Source organism: Candidatus Margulisiibacteriota bacterium (assembly GCA_041650635.1).
Taxonomy (GTDB): domain Bacteria; phylum Margulisbacteria; class WOR-1; order JAKLHX01; family JBAZKV01; genus JBAZKV01.
The window spans coordinates 52023-71126 of the sequence record JBAZKV010000001.1 but is presented as its reverse complement, the minus strand read 5'-3'; the positions used below and the strand labels follow the sequence as shown (position 1 = coordinate 71126).

General features: G+C 48.8%; 17 protein-coding genes and 1 tRNA gene. 7 read left to right on the top strand and 11 right to left on the bottom strand.

Annotation, left to right across the window (positions count from 1 at the left end; translation table 11 throughout):
* Positions 1–2: 2 nt before the first annotated feature.
* Positions 3–701 carry an ABC transporter ATP-binding protein gene (locus WC490_00320; GenBank protein ID MFA5097060.1) on the top strand — a complete coding sequence of 233 codons (699 nt, stop codon included), beginning with the start codon at positions 3–5 and terminating at the stop codon, positions 699–701.
* A complete protein-coding gene (locus tag WC490_00315; protein ID MFA5097059.1) occupies positions 689–1405 on the top strand; it encodes a dipeptide/oligopeptide/nickel ABC transporter ATP-binding protein in 717 nt (238 codons plus the stop codon). The genes WC490_00320 and WC490_00315 overlap by 13 nt, the downstream gene beginning before the upstream one ends.
* A gap of 6 nt (positions 1406–1411) precedes the next feature.
* Here the strand turns inward: WC490_00315 and WC490_00310 are convergent, their stop codons facing one another.
* The 11 genes from WC490_00310 to gspE form a co-directional block, all read right to left on the bottom strand.
* Complete coding sequence (locus tag WC490_00310; protein ID MFA5097058.1) at positions 1412–2755, bottom strand: hypothetical protein; 1344 nt, start codon at positions 2753–2755, stop codon at positions 1412–1414.
* 7 nt (positions 2756–2762) lie between these two features.
* Positions 2763–3620 carry a type 4a pilus biogenesis protein PilO gene (gene pilO, locus WC490_00305; protein ID MFA5097057.1) on the bottom strand — a complete coding sequence of 286 codons (858 nt, stop codon included), beginning with the start codon at positions 3618–3620 and terminating at the stop codon, positions 2763–2765.
* On the bottom strand, positions 3621–5267 hold the full coding sequence (gene pilM / locus WC490_00300; GenBank protein MFA5097056.1) for a type IV pilus assembly protein PilM: 1647 nt from the start codon (positions 5265–5267) through the stop codon (positions 3621–3623). It abuts the gene before it with no gap.
* Position 5268: 1 nt separating this feature from the next.
* Complete coding sequence (locus WC490_00295) at positions 5269–6450, bottom strand: hypothetical protein (GenBank protein ID MFA5097055.1); 1182 nt, start codon at positions 6448–6450, stop codon at positions 5269–5271.
* Positions 6447–6935, bottom strand: a complete 489-nt coding sequence (locus WC490_00290) for a hypothetical protein (GenBank protein MFA5097054.1) — start codon at positions 6933–6935, stop codon at positions 6447–6449. Before WC490_00290 ends, WC490_00295 begins: the two co-directional genes overlap by 4 nt.
* 2 nt (positions 6936–6937) lie before the next feature.
* A complete protein-coding gene (locus tag WC490_00285; GenBank protein MFA5097053.1) occupies positions 6938–7300 on the bottom strand; it encodes a prepilin-type N-terminal cleavage/methylation domain-containing protein in 363 nt (120 codons plus the stop codon).
* Positions 7301–7342: 42 nt separating this feature from the next.
* On the bottom strand, positions 7343–7771 hold the full coding sequence (locus WC490_00280; GenBank protein MFA5097052.1) for a prepilin-type N-terminal cleavage/methylation domain-containing protein: 429 nt from the start codon (positions 7769–7771) through the stop codon (positions 7343–7345).
* 88 nt (positions 7772–7859) lie between these two features.
* Positions 7860–8297, bottom strand: coding sequence for a type II secretion system protein GspG (locus tag WC490_00275; protein ID MFA5097051.1), 438 nt, complete (start codon positions 8295–8297; stop codon positions 7860–7862).
* 54 nt (positions 8298–8351) lie between these two features.
* Positions 8352–9410: a type IV pilus twitching motility protein PilT gene (locus WC490_00270; GenBank protein MFA5097050.1), complete on the bottom strand. Its 1059-nt coding sequence runs from the start codon at positions 9408–9410 to the stop codon at positions 8352–8354.
* Between the two features lie 52 nt (positions 9411–9462).
* Positions 9463–10686, bottom strand: a complete 1224-nt coding sequence (locus tag WC490_00265) for a type II secretion system F family protein (GenBank protein MFA5097049.1) — start codon at positions 10684–10686, stop codon at positions 9463–9465.
* Positions 10686–12383, bottom strand: coding sequence for a type II secretion system ATPase GspE (gene gspE, locus WC490_00260; protein ID MFA5097048.1), 1698 nt, complete (start codon positions 12381–12383; stop codon positions 10686–10688). Before gspE ends, WC490_00265 begins: the two co-directional genes overlap by 1 nt.
* Positions 12384–12554: 171 nt before the next feature.
* Between gspE and WC490_00255 the strand changes: the two genes are divergently transcribed.
* The 5 genes from WC490_00255 (at position 12555) to WC490_00235 (ending at position 18306) form a co-directional block, all read left to right on the top strand.
* Positions 12555–13310 carry a prepilin peptidase gene (locus WC490_00255; protein ID MFA5097047.1) on the top strand — a complete coding sequence of 252 codons (756 nt, stop codon included), beginning with the start codon at positions 12555–12557 and terminating at the stop codon, positions 13308–13310.
* 8 nt (positions 13311–13318) lie between these two features.
* Complete coding sequence (locus WC490_00250; GenBank protein MFA5097046.1) at positions 13319–15898, top strand: O-antigen ligase family protein; 2580 nt, start codon at positions 13319–13321, stop codon at positions 15896–15898.
* Entirely contained in the window at positions 15895–16179 is a 285-nt protein-coding gene (locus WC490_00245) for a septum formation initiator family protein (protein ID MFA5097045.1), read from the top strand. The genes WC490_00250 and WC490_00245 overlap by 4 nt, the downstream gene beginning before the upstream one ends.
* Positions 16180–16183: 4 nt before the next feature.
* Positions 16184–16267 (top strand) — tRNA-Leu (locus WC490_00240).
* A 1682-nt stretch (positions 16268–17949) separates the two neighbouring features.
* Entirely contained in the window at positions 17950–18306 is a 357-nt protein-coding gene (locus tag WC490_00235; protein ID MFA5097044.1) for a hypothetical protein, read from the top strand.
* Positions 18307–19104 lie beyond the last annotated feature (798 nt).

Here is a 19104-nt window from a genome sequence, read left to right as displayed (position 1 = left end):
GGATGCTGGAAATAAGAGGACTTGCAACTTACTATTATTCCGACAATGAGACAGTAAAAGCCCTAGACGGGGCCAGCCTTTCTTTAGGAAAAGGGCAGATGGTCGGCCTATCGGGAGCCTCGGGCTGCGGCAAAAGTACTCTGGGTCTTTCCCTTATGCAGCTTATAGAGCCTCCCGGAAAGATAGTAAAGGGAAGCATAAAACTGGACGGCAGGCAACTGCTTGGCCTTCCAAAAGAGGAGATCAGGCAGCTTAGGGGAAAAAGCATCTCGATGGTCTTTCAGGACCCGTTCACAACTCTTAATCCGGTCTTGACCATCGGGGACCAGCTTTCCGAATGCCTCAGGCATCATTTTTCCATGGGAAGAAAAGAGGCAAAAGAAAGGGCGGTTGAGGCGCTGGCAAAGGTAAAGATAAATGATCCGGCAAAGAGGTACGCAAGCTATGCCCACGAGCTTTCCGGAGGAATGAGGCAAAGAGTGATGATAGCCATGGCAGTGCTTTGCGGCGCGCGCTATCTGATAGCCGACGAGATAACCAGCGCGCTGGATGTTATTAGCCAGCGCCATATTATGCTGCTGCTGGAAGAATTAAGGACAAAAGAAGGTTTGTCCGTTCTTTTGATCTCCCATAACAGGCCTCTGCTTGCCAGGCATTGCAGCCGCATTTACGAAATGAAGGACGGGAAATGCTTGAACTAAGGAATATAACAAAGGAATTTAAAGGCAGCAGAGCCCTTGATGGCATCAGCCTTAAGGTTGAAGAAGGTGAAGTCCTGGGGATAATAGGGGAGTCGGGGAGCGGGAAAACCACCCTTGCAAGAGCAGCCTGCCGCCTCATTGAAGTTGACAAAGGCGAAGTTCTTTTTGAAGGGGCAAGGGATATAAGGCGTTTCAGGGATAATATACAGATGATCTTTCAGGAGCCTGTCTCCAGCCTTGACCCGAGGATAAAGATAGGGGACTCCCTTATGGAAGCCCTAATTATTCACAACAAAGCATCCTCTGCATCCCATAGACGGGCGGTCGCAAATAAACTGACGGAGGTAGGGCTTGACACAGGGTTGTATCACAGATATCCGCATGAGCTTTCCGGCGGCCAGTGCCAGAGGGCCTGCATAGCCAGAGCACTGCTGACAGAGCCCCGTCTGCTGGTTCTGGACGAGCCGGTATCATCTCTTGATCTTGAAGTGCAGAAGACCGTGATAGATCTGCTGCTGGACCTTAAGAAAAAGAACAGCCTGACATACCTGTTCATCACTCATGATATTGCCCTTGCAAAGGACTTCTGCACAAGGATAGCCGTCATGAAGAGCGGAAAACTGATAGAAGAAGGAAGAACTGCAGATCTGCTCAATTGTCCCAAAGACCCCTATACCAGCTCGCTGATAGAATACTCGCTCTAGAAGGAATTACTTAAGCCACCACCAGACATCCGGTTCCTCGCCAGTCCTGGCTTCGGTCTGCTGGCGCGACATGCGCTCGACCTCGGCCCCCATTTCTTTCATCTTTTTCGGGGTTATGAGGTGAGGCGTCAGCATGGCGATGATCTCTTTCTTTTCCCAAAGAAGTTCTTTCTTCTTGAAGAAGTTCCCTATAAAGGGGATGTCCATTAAAATGGGGACCCCGCTGGAAGTTTCTTTGCTCTTGTTTTTGATAAGCCCGCCGATTATAATAGTTTCCCCATCCCTAACTATCACGGTAGTTGTGGCCTCGGTCGTGTTCTTTTGCGGAAGGCCGTCGGTGGTGATAGAGCCCTCGCTTACCTCGGGATGGATCTCCATCTTTATTGAGCCGTCGCTTGAAATGTAGGGGGTAAACTCCAGTTTGGTTCCCACCTCAAGGTAATCGACGTTCTGGATGGTGCCGGTCTGTGTGGTTATCGAGGTCTTATATCCCAGCTTTGATCCGCTTATTATGCTGGCGGGCTTTTCGTTGACCGCTATCACCTTGGGATTGGCCAGCATGTTAAAGCCTTCTTTGTTCTCTAGTGCCTGCAGGTAGGCCTCGGCATTTCCCCTGACCACATGCGCGTAAAACCCGGGGACCCCGACTGCGGCAGGGTTGGCGGTGCCTTCGGTTTGGACGGTATAAGTGGAGCCGGTGTATTTTCCTTTTATTCCCAGAGTGGAAGGAGTGGCCGCGTTGCCGGCTGTTATCTCCATTATGCGGGATTCTACCAGCACCTGGTTAGGAGTGGCCGTCAGCTTCTTTATGATGCCCGAGACCTTGGCTATATTCTTTGCTGAACTTTCCACGACAATGATGTTGGAGCCTTTGGTGGAGATAACCTTTGTGTCTTCATATCCGAGTTTGTTGAGCGTTTCCCTTACATCGTCAGCCGAAAGAAAATTAGATACAAAGGTCTTGGTTATCACTCCCTTTTCTTTGGCTATTACATCTCCCAAGGAAGGCTCATAGGGAGCATTTATCCTGATGATGTCGCCTTCTTTTTTTGCAATGAGCCCGGAAGCTTTTATTATGGAAAAGAGGGCTTCGGAGGCGGTCACATCCTTTAAGGAGATCGTGACCTTGCCCGTTATATTTTTTCCAGTGACTATATTGAGCCCGGCCTCCTGTCCCAGGGCCGAAAGCACCGAGCTGATCGGGGCATCCTTGAGGTTAAGGGAGAGCTTTGTCCCGTTTATCGGAAGAAGCGGCTGCGCCACAGGTTCCTGACAGACGGAGGGAGTAAATATGCCGAGAGCAACTAGCATAACGGCTGCCAGGTACCCGGACAGGAGCTTGTTTGCCACTTAGCAGTTACCTCCCTAAAAACAAAGTATATATCTTTCCGGATTTCTTTACAATGACTTTTTTGGGCTCAATGCTTTGGACCTCATAACCTTTTACGGAGCCTCCCACGCCAACGAGTTCCCCGTCGACAAAGGCTTTTAGAGAGCCGGCGTCAAATACTCCGGCAAATACAGGGAGCTTTGGGGCTCTTTTTGCCGGCTGTTTTCTGGATGCTGACACGGTCCTCTTTTTAACGGAAGGGGCCTTTATGCCTCCGGCAAAGAAGGGGTCGGTCAAATGCACCTTGTAGGGGCTAAGGGTATCGGTCCCGGCTTTTGCCGGGCCTCCTGATGAAACAAAAGCAGAAAGGTCCATTTTAATGTTCAGCATAGGAGGGGAGGGGGCTTTGCTTATGTCAAGAGTATCTGTCCTTATGGTTATGGGCAGGTTTTCGATGTTCATTATGTAGGAATTGAGGCTGTCAAAATCGCAGGTAAAAGAGACCTTGATCGGTACCCTTTTATATTTCTGCTCCTGGACAGGGGCCATGGGCTGGATAAGGTCGTAATGAATGTTAAGGCCTTTTGCGCTGTTGGCAATAAAGCCCTGAAGAAGATAGGGGATCTCCAGTTCATTGGGTATCTTTTCGCTTATCTGGGCAAGCTGCTTTTCGATCATTTCATGTACGGGTAGTTTTCCCTTCTGAAGAATATCGGCCGGTTTTATCAGCTCTATTTCCCGGTCGGTGGTTAAAAGCGCCAGTTTAAGGTCGGAGATCTTTTTTGCCTTGGCTTTGTAATAGAAGTTATAATATCCCCAGAAAAGCGCACAGAGAACAACGACTGCCACGGCCGCTTTTTGCCAGAAAGGTCTCTCGGTCCCCATTTACAGGTCCACCGCAAAGGTCATATTAAACAGGCTTTCCGCCCCGCTGGGGCTTTTTTTTGCCTCTATCAGTATAGTTTTACTGAACATTGAAGAGCCTTCTATGTTTTTAAGCAGAGTTCCTATCGATTGTACCGAGGGTGCCGAACCTGATATTACAAGGTATTTTGAGGCGTTCACATAAGAAACACCGCTGAGCGTTACGGAAGGAGGCAGTATGTTGGTGAGTTCAGTAAGTATCCCCCTCAAAGGAGCTTGTTCTTTTTCTATTTTTGAGAGTATAGCCCGTCTTTCCGAGAGCAGTTTCAGGTCGGTCAGGAGGATCTTTTTTTCTTCGAGCTGTTTTGAATAGAAACTGATGGTCTTGTCCAGGTTGTAGCCGGTAAACAGAGCCGCCGCAATGAACACCGCAAGGACGGCGGAGGCGATGATCGCAGGGACTTTGGCGGAAGGGGACGGCAGCGACAAAGCCGGGATAAACCTTTCAAGGTCAAACGGGAGCGAAAGGGACAGGGCTTCTTTTTTTCTGGAGTAAAGGTTGATCTCCTTTGCCCGGGACAGCGCCAGCCCTATGGAGGTAGTGAGATGGGACAGGTCCTGCTCCAGCTGTTTCGCATCTATACTATCCGAGACTTTTATGCTGACAAGTTTATTCAGCGTTTCGACCTTAATTCCGAGGCCCGAGGACAGGTATTCCGCAAGGTTAAGCAGTTTGGAAGAGCCCCCCGATATTATGACCCGGTCTATCCTGGTCTTGTTGTACTGTTCCTTGTAATAGTCAAAGGACCTTAAGATGTCGTTCATCAACCTCTTTAGCACCGGCTTCATTATCTGGAGGATATTGGACAAAGGCACTCCGTCAGAAGTCTTTTCTTCGGTGCCTTCTTTGGGAATGCCGTACTGCCTTTTTATCTTTTCCGCCTGTTCGTAATTGATGTTCATCTGCCAGTTGTCGGAAACAAAAAGGCCTACCATGGCGTTGGTGATATTATTGCCGGCTATCGACAGTTCCCTGTAAAAATCAAGTTTTTGTCCGTCAAAAAAACTGATCCCTGTTATTTCTGCTCCCATGTTGATAAAGACCGTCACAGTTGAGTCCTTTAACTGTCCCTCTGTCCTCAAAAGGTTCCAGGCGGCAAAGGGCGGCACCGAGATGCCTTTTATTGGAAGGCCGGCTTTTTCTGTAAGGCCCCAGCTTTTTTCAAGAAGTTCTTTTTGCGCGGCCACTAACCAGGTGTCAAGCTTATCAATGCCTTTGTCTTGGGCAGGCCCCATCACATACTTGTCGATGACCACCTTGTCCACAGGGAACGGGAAATGTGTTTTGGTCTCCCATTTGATGGCCTCTGCAAGCTCTTTGCCGGAGAGTTTTGGCAAAAGGACCCTTCTGATGCTGACATCGGGCCCCGAGGTCATGGCAAAGACCTCTCTGTTCTTGTCTTTTGAAAACCCGGCGGCGGCTTCTTTTATTGCGGAAGAAAGAACGGAGATCCGGTCCTGCCCCTCTTTGGCCTGGGGCACTTCGACCACCGCGTAGTTCTCAAGAAGGGTATCTTTTTCGGAGATCTTAAGCTGGGCCATGCGGACATAGCCGCCGCTTATATCAAGGCCTATAAGGATTTTTGACTTGTTGCTTAACAAGCCCATATCAGTCAAGCTCCATAAAAGAACCTTTGATAACGGATAAGCCTCCGCTGGACAGTCCCGGCGGAGGAGCCGGCAGATAAGAGGGATCATATTCGATCGATATCAGGCCGAGATATAAAGAAGTAGCAGGATTAACAACAGCCCCGTAAATGTTTGCCACGCCTATAACGGTTACTGCAACATCCCACGAATACAAAATGCCGTAGATCGTATCATCGCCGATAAGAGTGATCTTTGGGGCGATAACAGAACCTTTGATGCGGTTGCTGCCGTAATCAGATATGCTGGTTGCTGAGTATAGAACGGTATCCTCCTGGAAATTAGTTGTTTTAAACAGACTCCCTATTGTCATTTTGCCGTTGCTGATGATCTTTGTGTCCGGGGAGACATTAGCCCCTCCCAGCATATTAACCTTTCCGGTTGCGGCAATAACTCCTCCGCCGGTAATATTGCCGTTAATTGAAAGGTCTCCATTAACATATAGTGTTCCCCCGTTGAGGTTGTAGTCTTTGTAGCTCTTGTTGCCTGAGGGCACTTTGCCGGCCTCTACGATCTGTTCGTCATAATAAGAGGTGTCAAGCGAAGGGAGCCCGGGCGCCGGATCGAGTATCTCTGTCGGAGGGGTTGGTGTTCCGTTGACCGTAAGAGTGTGCCCCGGGGATAGATACACGCCTCCCACGGGATGATGGTTTAAGGTCAGAATGTTGACATTGCCGTCGGCAAAGATCGGTCCGGTAACTTTGGCCAGTCCCGCCAGAGTAAAATTCCCGTTATTGTATATGGCGTAGTTAAATGCGACCGGAAGCGCGACAGAAGACATCCTCTGTTGAAGAGACCTGGCCTGGCCGGCGGCCTCTCCCGTGGATGTAATGATCACCGAACCCGAAGCGCCGTCGATCACGGATACGGTGTACTGCCCTCCGGAAAAAGACTCGGTTATGCCGGTTGTTCTCCAGGTGCTTCCCTGGCCTCCAAGACCTGTGGGGGTGGTAAGGTTCCATATGGCTTTTTGAATGCCGGCTTCGGCAATATAGAAAGCCCTGACGCGGTTTTTTTCTAGCGGAAGGTTTTGTATCCTCCCGATCAGTATATAAAAGAACGACATGAAGATCGCCGCAATGGCCACCAGCAGGATGAATGTCAGAAAAAGACTGCCGTTGTTGTTACGCGAAAAAGTTCTCATAAATTCCTCGGTGTTACGGTGGATTCTTTTGTGGAGAGCTGATCCCCGCTGCCGGTGACCACTTTAATGTCTATTTTTTTTATGGACGGCAGAAGAACGCTGTCATAAGTGATCTCGAAAGCGTTCACGTTGCGTGCGATAGGATGCTGCTGTCCGGAAACTGTCCTAAGCAGTTCTCCTTTGGGTGTCCCATCCCAAGAGTAGGTGATTATCTCATTTGCTTCTTTTGTCCCGTTCGTGTTGAGGTCTTTGCCCCAAAACGTTATGGAAGTTCCTGTGGCAGACTGGATCTCATTAAGTCCCCTCATTTCTTTTGACATTATCTCCATTGCGCGTGAAGACTCGATCTCGATCCCGCTGGTATCCACTTCCCCTCTGAACACATCAACAACAGCGATGTAGGAATACACAAGCACCCCCATAACCAGAACTGTTATTGAGAGCGCGATTATCAACTCTATCATTGTTGTTCCTTTTTTGTTCATTGTCAATAGTTCGCGAAATATGTTTCCAGGCTTACCGAATCAGACAATGCGCCTGTATGCCATGCAACCTCGACCACAACATTCTTCAGGTTTACATAAGGTTCCGTTACGGCTACGGTTCTGCTAAAAGACGGATAACCGCTAATGGTCCCGGCGGCTTCTGAGGAATTTATGATATTAGACCAGGAGATATTTTTTAACTGTTCCATAGTCTGTTGCGCCAGAAAAAGGCCTTGGGATGCCTTTGTGGTATTGGAGCTTGTCACTACCCCGTTCGAAAAAAGCAGCATCAGCGGGAGGAATCCTGCGATCACCAATGCCAGCACCAAAATCATTTCCATCAAAGAAAAGCCTTTTGTGCTCATTTTACGGAATTATATCAAAGGCGTTATATATTGTAAAGAATTTCATTCCCAGAACTTGTTCGGACAGGCCCCGTTGGTAAGTCCTATATCATCCTCGTCAGTATCACTAACCAGCCCGCCATAGCTAATGGATACAACGCCGCTTTTTCCGTTAAAACCGACAGACCAGACCGCGAAATAACCTCGGCTGATAAAATAACCGTAATCTTCGTTCTCAGAAAAAGGATCTTTAGGCAGTTTTTTCAGCGCAGGTCCGTCTTCCAGTTCGTAAAGGGCTAAAGGATATCTCATGCGGGAAGAAGAGAAATTCTCTATCGCAAGCTTGAGGACCCTGAGGTCGCTTTTGGCTTTTGCATCCCGGGCCTCGGCGTTCAGAGAAGCAAAATTGACCACTCCTATGCTTATAAGGACCGACATTATCGCTATCACGATGAGCAGTTCGATAACGGTAAAGCCGGAGGTTCTTCTCATGAAATGGATTATACCAGATAGCGCTTGTATTATCAAAAAAACAAAGGGCCCCGCAGAAGCGGGGCCCAATTTTAGCTAAAAAACCGGCTTATTGCCAGTTGCTGTTTGGAGGCGTACCGTTGGTAGTCCCTATCTGGGTATCTCCTCCTACCGTAACAACCCCTGCCGTGCTGATGGTGCAGGCGGTGGTTGTGTTGTCCGGACCCACTGACCAAATCGCGTAGTAGTTGGCCGGCGATGCGTCAACCGCGTATCCGTAAGTAGTTCCGAACGGATCGGACGGAAGTTTTTGGATAACGGTTGCTTCTGACTCTAGGGTTGCCAAGGCCGTCGGATAAGCGCTGTGCTTGGCGTTATAAGCCTCTATTGCCAGCTTGATGACCCTGAGATCACCCTGGGCTTTTGCTCTCTTGGCTTCGTTCTGCATTCCCCTGAAACTGGGTATAGCTATACCTATAAGAACTGCGATCACTGCCATTACGATCAAAAGCTCTATAAGAGTAAAACCTTTTTTTCCTTTGAACATTATCTCACCCCCTTCCGTTTTCTTAAATTCCTTTTTGGAAGTATATAACACAAGCTATTGCTTTGCAAGCATTTTTTCCAAATTGTCCTGGTTTATCGCCCTTGCTATAGCATCCTCGTATTTAATGAGCCCGTCCCGGTAAAGGTCTCTCAATGCCATATCCATGGTCTGCATGCCCTGTTTTACCCCTATCTCCATCATCGAGTATATCTCCTGGGTAGAGCCCTTGCGTATGATGTTCCTGACAGCAGGGTTCACTTTTAGCACTTCCGCGGCCACGACAAGCCCCATGCCGTCGGATCTGGGTATTAACTGCTGACAGATAACCCCTTGGAGAGTCATAGAGAGCTGGATCCTGATCTGGTTCTGCTGGTGGGGGGGGAACACATCGACGATCCTGTCTATGGTCTGAACCGCGTCGTTAGTGTGAAGGGTTGAGATGACAAGATGTCCGGTCTCTGCAGCCGTGACCGCGGTAGAAATAGTGTCCAGTTCCCTCATTTCCCCGATAAGGATGACATCAGGGTTCTGCCTAAGGACCCGGTTGAGAGCGTTCGTGAACGAATCCGTATCAAATCCGACTTCCCTCTGTTCTATGACACTCCTGTCGTTGTTGTGGATGAACTCGATGGGGTCCTCTATTGTGATAATATGGCAGCTCCGGCTGTGGTTTATCACATCTATCATCGCGGCCTGAGTGGTGCTTTTTCCTGAACCGGTAGCTCCTGTAACCAGCACAAGACCTCTAGGCTCTTTTATAAAATCAGTGGCTGCGGCAGGCAGGCGAAGGCTTTCGAGAGAGGGGATCTGTTCCGGGATGGTGCGCAGCGAAGCCGCTACGCTGCCTCTTTGATAGTGCGCATTGACCCTGAAGCGGGAAACCCCCTGGAGATGATAGGAGCTGTCAAGCTCCTTTTCTTTTTCAAAGCGGGTTTGCTGGTCTTTGGTAAGAAGAGAATAGATGAGATTTTTGCTTTCTTCAGCGGACAGAGGCCTTTCCTCGAGGGGGGATAGCTTTCCTCCGCGTCTGATCATCAAGGGCGAGTCAGCTATTATTAAAAGGTCCGATGCCGCCTTTTCTATACATTCCCTGAGTATAGAGTCTATCTCCATTTGGGCTCCTTAAATTTTTATTATACCCCAATCGTCCAAAAAATCAACAAAATCAGCGGCGGAGCGTTTTAACCATTCCGAATATCGGCAGCAGTATTGACGCGAAGATAAGACCGACAAGGCCGCCGATGACCACAAGGAAGATCGGTTCCAGCAAAGAGGTCACTTTTTTTATGGTAATTTCAGTGGAAAGATCATAAAAGTCGCTTATCTTGCCGAGCATAACTTCAAGAGTGCCGGTTTCTTCCCCGACAGCTACCATATGTACCACCATTGGAGGGAACTGCCGGCTTGATTCCAGCGGCTTACTGATGTTCTCGCCCTTGCCGACGGAGCCTCCCACGTTCTTTATGGATTCAGCCATTGGAGCAAGCTCTACAGTTTTTTCCGTTACTTCAAGCGCCTGGATGAGAGGTATGCCGCTGGATAAAAGCGCGGAGAGTGTTTTTGTAAGACGCGCGATCTCAACTTTTCTTAAAAGGTCACCCCAGAGGGGGAGCCTCAATTTTAGCGAGTCTATCATCATTTTTCCCTTAGGGGTCTTGCTCCACCATTTAAGGGCGACCCACAAAGCAAGCAGCAGAGCGGCTGCCGGCAGCCAGAACGCCCTGATCAGGAGATTGAGGCTGTAGAGCATAAGCGTGGGAAGAGGCAGAGGCATTCCTGAATCGGCAAAGATCTTGACAAAGGGCGGGATAACGGTCGTTACGACAAAACTTACGACAAGGATCCCGGCAAACATCAGTATCATAGGGTACATCATGGCCGAAGATATTTTTTGTTTGAGCGCGGCTTCGTGCTCTATGAACGACGAGATCCTGGTAAGTATTTCGTCCAGGTTGCCGCCTGCTTCCCCGGCCGCGATCATGTTTATGAAAAGGTTGGAAAAAATGCCTTTGTGCTGGGCAAGGGATTCGGACAAAGTTTTTCCCTGATTTATGTTCTCGGCGATCTTTTTTGTTGCAGCTTTGAGTTTGGGGTTTTGTGTCTGTTTTTCTATCGTGGTAAGGGCAATGGGAAGTGAAATGCCGGCGCCCAGCATGTTGGACAACTGCAGGGAGAACATTACCAGCTCTTCTATCTTGACCTTTGTAAGGTCCATCAAAAAATCGTCGACCGCCTTGAGATTAAGAGCGTCCTTTTTTTCCGATATTGATATGACCGTATGGCCTGAGGAAGAAAGCCTGTCAAACACTGCATCGGAGCTTATGGCCTCAAAAGCGCCGTTAACCTTTTTTCCCGAGCTGTCCAGCGCCTTGTAGGTGAATTGGGGCATTAATCTATTCTGGTGACTCTGGCGACTTCTTCCAGAGTGGTCTTTCCGTCAAGCACTTTGCGGAGTCCGTCCTCCCTCAGGGACTTCATGCCGGCCGCCTGGGCCGCTTTTCTGATGGTGTCCGCCGAAGCTTTTTGAAGTATCAGTTCTCTTATTTTTTCGTCTATAAGCAGAAGTTCATAGATCCCCACGCGTTTCTTGTAACCTGTATTATTGCAGCTCTTGCAGCCTTTGCCTTTGTAAAAGGCCGCGCCGGACTTGGAAAGCCCGAGTTCCGAGAGCAATTTGGGACTGGGAGCGATCTTTTCTTTGCAGTCCGGGCAGATGGTCCGTACCAGCCTCTGCGCCAGTATGCCGATAGCAGAAGAGGAAACAAGGAAAGGCTCTACCCCCATGTCCACCAGCCTGGTCAGAGCTCCCGGAGCGTCGTTCGTGTGGAGCGTTGAAAAGACCAGATGCCCCGTAAGCGCCGACTGGATGGATATCTCGGCCGTTTCCATGTCCCTGATCTCTCCGACCATTATCACATCCGGGTCCTGTCTTAATATGGACCGAAGGCCCGAGGCAAAGGTAAGTCCCGCCTTGACATTGATCTGTGCCTGTCTGATCATCTGGAGCTGATACTCGACTGGGTCTTCAAGAGTGATGATGTTCTTGTCAGGGGAGTTTATCGTGGACAGGGCTGAGTAAAGGGTGGTGGTTTTTCCCGAGCCGGTCGGTCCGGTAACGAGTATGATGCCGTAGGGCTTGTCTATCAGGCTTTTGAACTGCTCCAGATTTTCGGGATAAAACCCCAGGTCCTCCAGTCCGATAAGCACGCTTCCCGGGTCCAGTATCCTTAAAACGATGTTCTCCCCGTGAATGGTAGGGAAAGATGATACGCGCAGGTCCACGAGGTTCTTTTCTATATTGATCCTGAACCTTCCGTCCTGAGGGCTCCTTTTTACCGCTATGTTCATGTCGGACATGATCTTGATCCTGGAAAGAACGGCGGCCTGCAGGTTCTTTGGCAGCTGCGAGGCCTCGTGCATTATGCCGTCCACCCTGTATCTTACCCTCAGGAATTTTTCTTCCGGTTCTATGTGGATGTCGGAGGCCCCGCCCCTGATCGCTTCCATCACGATGAGGTTCACCAGTTTAACTATGGGTGCCTTTTCCGCGGCCAGCCTCATTTCTTCCGGGGATATCTCTTCTTCCGAAGAAGTCTTTTGTATCTCCAGTTTTTCGGAGCTTATGGTTTTTACGACGTCGTCTATCGAGGTGCCCACGCCAAAATACTGGTTAAGCGCTTTTTTGATCTCGGATTCACCCGCCACTACGGGCTCGACGATGCACCCTGTTTTTGCCCGGACCTCGTCCAGCACCATGACATTGAGAGGGTCCACCATGGCTACGGTGACAATATTTCCGGTCTTAAATAAAGGTATTATCTGCCTTTCTTTGGCGAACTCCTCCGGGACCAGGGACAGGATCTTGGGGTCTATTATGTAGTTGGCCAGATCAATGTAGGGTATGTTCAACTGCTGCTCAAAAAAGGATATTATGTCCTGTTCTTTTACAAGATTAAGCCTGACCAGTGCCTTTCTGAGGGTCTCTCCGGTTTTCAGCGCCTCTTTCTGTGCCTGCTCCAGCTGATGGGCGCTGATCACCTTTTTTTCTACCAGTATCTCCCCGAGGGATTTTCTTTCTGCCGGCATTAATGCACCTTCCTTTATTCTGCATTATATAATAACCCGATTAAAAAGCAAATGACAAATAACTAATGCCACTAGCGACTAATTAATGCGACGCTTCGCGTCATCACTATAATGTTCTTCCTTAATTAGTCATTAGTCATTTCTTTGAAGTGTTGTGCTATCATTTATCCAATGGAATACCTGATAATGGGCGTGTTCGGGCTTTTGGTCGGGAGTTTTTTGAACGTATGCATTTACAGGCTGCCCAGGGGCGGATCTGTGGTGTTTCCTCCTTCATCGTGCGTAAAATGCGGCAGGCGCCTTGGTCCTCTGGAGCTGGTTCCGGTCCTTAGCTGGCTGCTGCTGCGCGGAAAGTGCGCCGGGTGCGGAGTTAAGATCTCCCCAAGATATCCGGTGGTAGAGGGCCTGACCGCTTTGCTTTTTTGCCTCTGTCTTTGGAGGTTCGGTTTGGGAATAGAATTTGGGTTCTCTATCATCTTTGTTTGTCTTCTCACCGCGGCTGCCTTTATCGACCTTGATACCATGGAACTGCCTGACTCCGTCAGCCTTGCGTGCGCGGTGCTGGGGTTGTTTTACGGCCTCGCGGTCAAAAACAGCCTTTTGTTCTCTGTTTACGGGGCCGCAGCGGGCTTCCTGATGATGTATGCAATATACCGGATAGGCAGCCTTATCTACAGGAAAGAAGCGATGGGGGGAGGGGACGTAAAACTTTCTGCCGCGGCCGGAGCTTTGCTGGGATGGCAGGGGATCGTCCTTGCCGTCTATCTGGCTTTTTTTTCTGCGCTCCTGTTCCTTATTCCTGCTCTTATTTCGGGCGTCAAAAAAAGACAGGACAAGGTGCCGTTCGGCCCCGCTATTGCGGCGGGAGCCTGCGCGGCCCTGCTGTTTGGAAGTACTATTTGGAATTGGTATTTCGGGATGTTATAATCTAAAAAATGCCCCATAAACATTCAAAGCACATCGCGTTGGCCATAGAACTCCTGTTCTTTGCACTGCTTTTTTGCGCTCCGCTCTTCTTTGACAGGAGCATCGGCATAGTCTTTTCCCTGAGCAAGGCCACTTTGATCCGCTCCTTTACGGCCGTAATTCTTGCTTTGTGGGCCACCAGGCTGTTGCTTGACAACGGCGGAAGGTTCACAAGGACCTTAAGCGATATCCCGGCGCTTACATATTTCCTTGCCTGCACAGCGGCTACGCTGCTTTCCATTAATGTCTATGTCAGTTTTTTCGGGTCCTATGGCAGGTATGAAGGCCTTATAACCATAGGAAATTATGTAGTGCTGTTTTTCCTGGCGTCAAATCTGGTTAATGCCGAGGGAATGCTCAAAAAACTGATCGTGTGCGCCGTGTCATCGGGAGCCCTCATGTCGGTTTACGGCATGATACAGAGGATGGGGCTGGACCCCTTTGTCTGGGGCGGAGTAATTACCAATGAAAGGGTTATCTCGACCATAGGCCAACCCAACTTTCTTGCGGCTTACCTTGACATGTCATTTATGCTGGGGATGGGCATACTCCTTTTTGCGCAGCGCCGGCATGCTCCGTTCTTTAAAGAAGAGAATGTCCCCTTAAAGAAAGCAGGCAAGAACCAAAAGCGCAAAAAACCGGCGCTTATAATAAACTGGGAAGAGATCCTGTTCCAGGCAAGGATATTCCTTTCTTTTCCGGCGGCGCTGCTCCTGTTCGTCTACATGATCTTTAGTGTTGACGGGATCACGGCTCCGGTCATGTGGGTGTTGGCCTTTGCCTGCGTGTTCAGTCTTCTTATCTATTTCGTTTTTAGGAGCCCTGAGCTTGACAGCAGGCTCCTTAAGGCGGCTGTCGCCTTTTCGATGGTGCTAGCCTTTATCTCGGTGCTGTTCACCCAAAGCAGGGGCGGGCTTCTGGGGCTTTTGTGCGGAGGTATTCTTGTCCTGGTATTTGCGGGCAGGCAGCTGCTTTTTTCCAAATGGAAGGAACTTTCAGTAATATCTGCAGTGATGCTGATCGTGCTTGTCTCAATGTTCACCTTTTCCAGGTTCTCTCCGATGAACAGGATAAGGCAGGAGGTAAGCCTGAGCGCGGCAGAGGGAGGCCCTTCAAGAATAGAGTTCAGGTCTGCCGCGGGTTCCAGGCTGGAGACTTGGAAGAGCGCGTTTGCCGTAATGGCGGAGCGGCCCGTCCTTGGGCTCGGGCCTGAGGTCATAAAGATGATGTTCCCGCAATACGAGACCTCTCAGTTCAGGTTCAAGGAAGGCTTTCATGTGAAGCAGGACCGTTGCCATAACGAGATCCTTGATACAGCCATAACAAAAGGGATGCTTTCTCTTTTCATATATGCCTGGTTCCTGGGGGGCGTCTTTTATGCAGGCTTAAAAAAACTGGAACAAAGGGATGAGACATCCCTTCTGGTCGGCGCCTGCCTGGCTGCTATCCTCTCTTATATAGTGCAGAACCAGTTCAGCTTCGGCGTTGTTGCCATTGGCTCGCTTTTTTGGGTGCTCCTTGGCGCGGTAGCCGGTGTTTCTTCCGGAAATCCCCGCAATTTGGATATTAAGATAAAAGACAGCGCTCTTAAAACAGTTCTTCTGCTGTCTATCTGGGCCGTTGCGGTCTTTCTTGCGCTGGCTTCGTTCATTCCTTATATAGCGGACTATCATTTTAAAGCCGCAAAGATAATTTCGGGGTCCGATTATCAAAGAGCCGTAAGGGAGCACCAAAAGTCCATAGCGCTTTCTCCCTTTGAAGGCGGCTATTACACCAATTATGGGATAACCATACTGAACACGGCAGGAGGCTCCGGAGATCCTGAGGCGATGAAAGAGGCCATAGCAGTGCTGGAAAGAGGTTCGAGAGTGGACCCTTACAATGCAGACAACTTTTATATGATGGGAAGGGCGCGGCTTTTCCTGGCTCAAACCGGACAAAAGGAACAGGCAGAAATAGCAAAAAACCTGAGCCGCAGGGCTTTGAAAGTAGACCCTTACTATGCAGAGGCTTTCCAGAACCTAGCGGTCCTTGCCCAGATAGAGGGGAAAGAGGAAGAGGCGATGGGGTTCCTTGAAAAAGCTTTTGAGGCCAATCCGACCATGGAAGATGTAAGCAAGGCGGTCAGCTCTTATTATCTAAAGAAGGGCGATGTTAAAGGGCTTCTGGCTGTTTATGACAGGCTTCTTAGTCTTAATCCCGATAATGCGTCTATGCTTACCCTTGCAGGAAATATCCACTTGAGGGCCGGGGACAATGCCAGGGCAGCTGAATTGTTCAATACGGCGCTGGCAAAGGATCCGTCATTCGTACAGGCGCTTGTGGGAAAGGCCGAAGTTTTGTTCCGGACAGGCAGGAGCCAGGAATCCCTTTCTGTGCTGCAGAGCGGCCTTATGATAGACCCTTCGAATCCGGTCCTTCATACAGGGCTGGGGGATTACTACCTTAAAGCAGGGGACAGAAACAGGGCCATAGAGGAATTTGAACAGGCGCTTTATCTGGACGGCAACAGCCAGTATGCCCGTCAGATGCTTGACAGACTGAAATGAAATGGAAAAAAAGAAAGCCGGAGCTTTTTTTTGTCCTTCTGCTGGTGCTGATCTCCTATTTTGTTTTTGTTCTGCTCAGGGACACGAGAACTCTTTCCGGCCTGGAAAGGGAGAACCTTCTTATAGAAAAGAACCTTGATAAGGAAAAGGCCCTGTCAAAGCAGTTGAGGCAAAAAGCGCAGGAGCTAAGTAGCAGCGCCTGTATCGAGCTGGCAGCGAGAAAGAAACTGGGCTTAGTTAAAAAAGGGGAAACCCCTTACAGGGTCATAGGCTTAAAATGAAAACGCCTGGATGGCGGAATTGGTATACGCGACGGACTTAAAATTCGTTGGGAGCAATCCCGTGCCGGTTCGACTCCGGCTCCAGGCAGTTGATTTTCTTTACGAACTAATGTTCCGCAAAGTTTTCCTTCCGCAGTTTTTAACTTTCCTTTTTCATTTTCAAAAGTGTTATCACGGCGGCTTGGGGCTGGGTGGCGGCAGACCCAAGCCGCCGATTGATGGTCTTCCGTGCTCAATTCTTTTTTCTTAGGGCCATTTTCGAATGCGGGCGAGTCATTTGCGCTGTACAACAGGGATACTTCTATTTCCTCTTTTGAATAAATTAATGCCTTGATGTGCCTTTTTATGACAGCCCTCTTTTCAACATTGCCTTGAAGTTTTGAGGCGGAAACGATCTTTCCTATGATCTCGCGCACTCTTTCGGAGGTATAAAAAGAGCCGTCCCCGTTTGGTTCGACCCCAATTTGCCTACCCTTGGCCTGATTATTGAGCATAAAGATCAAACTATCCAGGTATTGCTGATTTTTGGCTATTTTATCGAGATTATCAACGATATAGGAGTCTAATCTGTCGGAGCTTACCTGCTTAATGTCGCAGAATGATCTGTCTCTTTTAACTATTGATGTGCAGCGATAATAAAAATACCTTACCCGTCTACCGTTGCTGAATTTGTTTGTAAAAACTGATGTCATAATCGAGCCGCATTCTTTACACTTGACCAATCCCGGGAATAATGTGTAGTTAAAAACTTTGCTTTTTTTATTGAGCGGCTTAAAAAGCAATTGAGCTTCCTGAAAAAGCTCTTCTGAAATGAGCGGCTCATGCAAGCCCTTATAAAAGATCCCGTTATGCCTGACTTTTCCCATATACACTGTGGATCTCAAGATGTAAGAAATGCAGGTTTTAAGTATAGGCAGTCCATTCCTGCCAAACATCTTTTTACGTTTTAATAGCTCATATACTTCAGCCAAAACCCCTGTTGAAACAAAAGTTTCAAATATGGTCCGAATAATATCCGCTTCCCTCGGTTCAATTACCAGCCTTTTGTTTTCTCTCCTATAGCCGAAAGGTGTAACCCCGCTGCACCAAAAGCCTTTTTTGGCGCGTTCAAACATTTTGTCTTTTATTCTTTCGCTGATGAGTTCACGCTCAAATTGGGCAAAAGTAAGCATTATATTCCTCAAAAGCCTTCCGGATGGGGTAGATGTGTCAAATCTTTCTGTAACAGATATGAAGCTAACATTATATTGCTCAAAGATCTCAATAAGCTGATAAAAATCTTTAGGCGACCTTGTTAAGCGGTCGATTTTATACGCTATAACAAGGTTGATCTTCCCATTCTGTATATCGCCGATCATCTCCTGGAGGGCAGGCCGGTCAGTATTGGCTCCTGTATAGCCTTGATCTGAATAGACTTTATAGACATCAAGATCATTCTGGCTTGATATGAACGACCTGATCTTGATCTCCTGCGTCTCACAAGAATTAAACTCGACCTCGGCCTGCCCGTCGGTTGAAACTCTCGTATAGATAGCGGCTTTCATACACTTATTCTCCTTTCGCAGGAATATTTTGATCCCTTGGTTAATAAATTCTTAAGCTCTGTAATTAACTTCCGGTGAGCATTGGACAAGTGTAGGGAACCGATGTAGCTTAGAAAACTTGGGCATTCTGCTTTTTTCTGGCTATTACAATGTAAAGGGTATAAACAATGCTCACAACATTGTGAAACCTTTATTTCTGACATGATTATACCTCCCCGTTGAAAATATGACAACAACTAACCAGATCAGGCGGCAAACAGGCCCCGCCGCCGCAAAGAAAGACAATGACAGGAACGCCCCGGGAAACAGCCTGACGAACTGTGTAAAGAGAACCGCGCGAAGGACCGTGGAGGAAAGCAACAACGACAGAGGACACGGAAACCAAACGCCTATTGCGGCCAAGAAGAGCAGAAACGGCAACAGAGCGTGGAGAACCGGCAGAAGCAGAGCCCCAAACCACGCGACCCCCGGCCGCAATGAACTGAACCACATCAGCGCGGACCTGGGAGGGGAAGCCCGAAATAGAAGACCAGGCCGAATGAATAACGCCGCGATAGGAAGCGCCGCAACCAAGGAGAGCTGACAAAGCAAACTGATCAGCGCCCACGGCGCCGCCAGAAGCCACATCAAACCCGCGAGCCAGAAGCAAAGACACAACCTGATCAATGAGCGGAGCAAAGCGAGCCGGAAGAGAACGGGACCCAACAACCCCGGCCAAATGATGAATAGACATGAATGATACCTCCTTGAGAATCAAGGATCATTTCCCCGCCGCTGTCACCCGAAGGGGCGGAAGGAGGCTGAGCGAGCCGGAGCTATATGTTTCATTGTTGTGAAGGCGAGTCGAAGCTGACTGGAGCAGTTGGGACCGAGCAGATCGGTCCCAACTTGACAGCGAAAAGCGGGGAAATGATAAACTGGAAAAACAGGGAGAGGACAATATTTTTCAGCACAAAAGGCACATCTTTTAATTTATTCTAAAGAGGCAATAGAAGTAGCACTGTTGGACAGCGCCAATTACGAGCCCGCCTTCTTAAATGGCGATAAGAAAAAAGAATTGCGCTAGGAAGAGCAGCTTTCTGCGGCTTGGGGCTGCCGCCACCCAGCCCCAAGCCGCCTTGATAACACTTTTGAAAATAGGAAAGAAAAGGTAAAAACTGCGGAAGGAAAACTTTGCGGAACATTAGTTCGTAAAGAAAATCAACTGCGCCTCGACGATAATTCTAAAACTACCGGTCTGATTGCTCTGATTATACCTAATGCCAAGCACAGCAAATATTAAAGAAATATTGGGCGGTTTCGTTATATGGCGGGCGCTACCTTATGACCGCCCACTCTAATGTGCGCCCGACAAAGAGAAGTCAAAATAATACTTGATTTT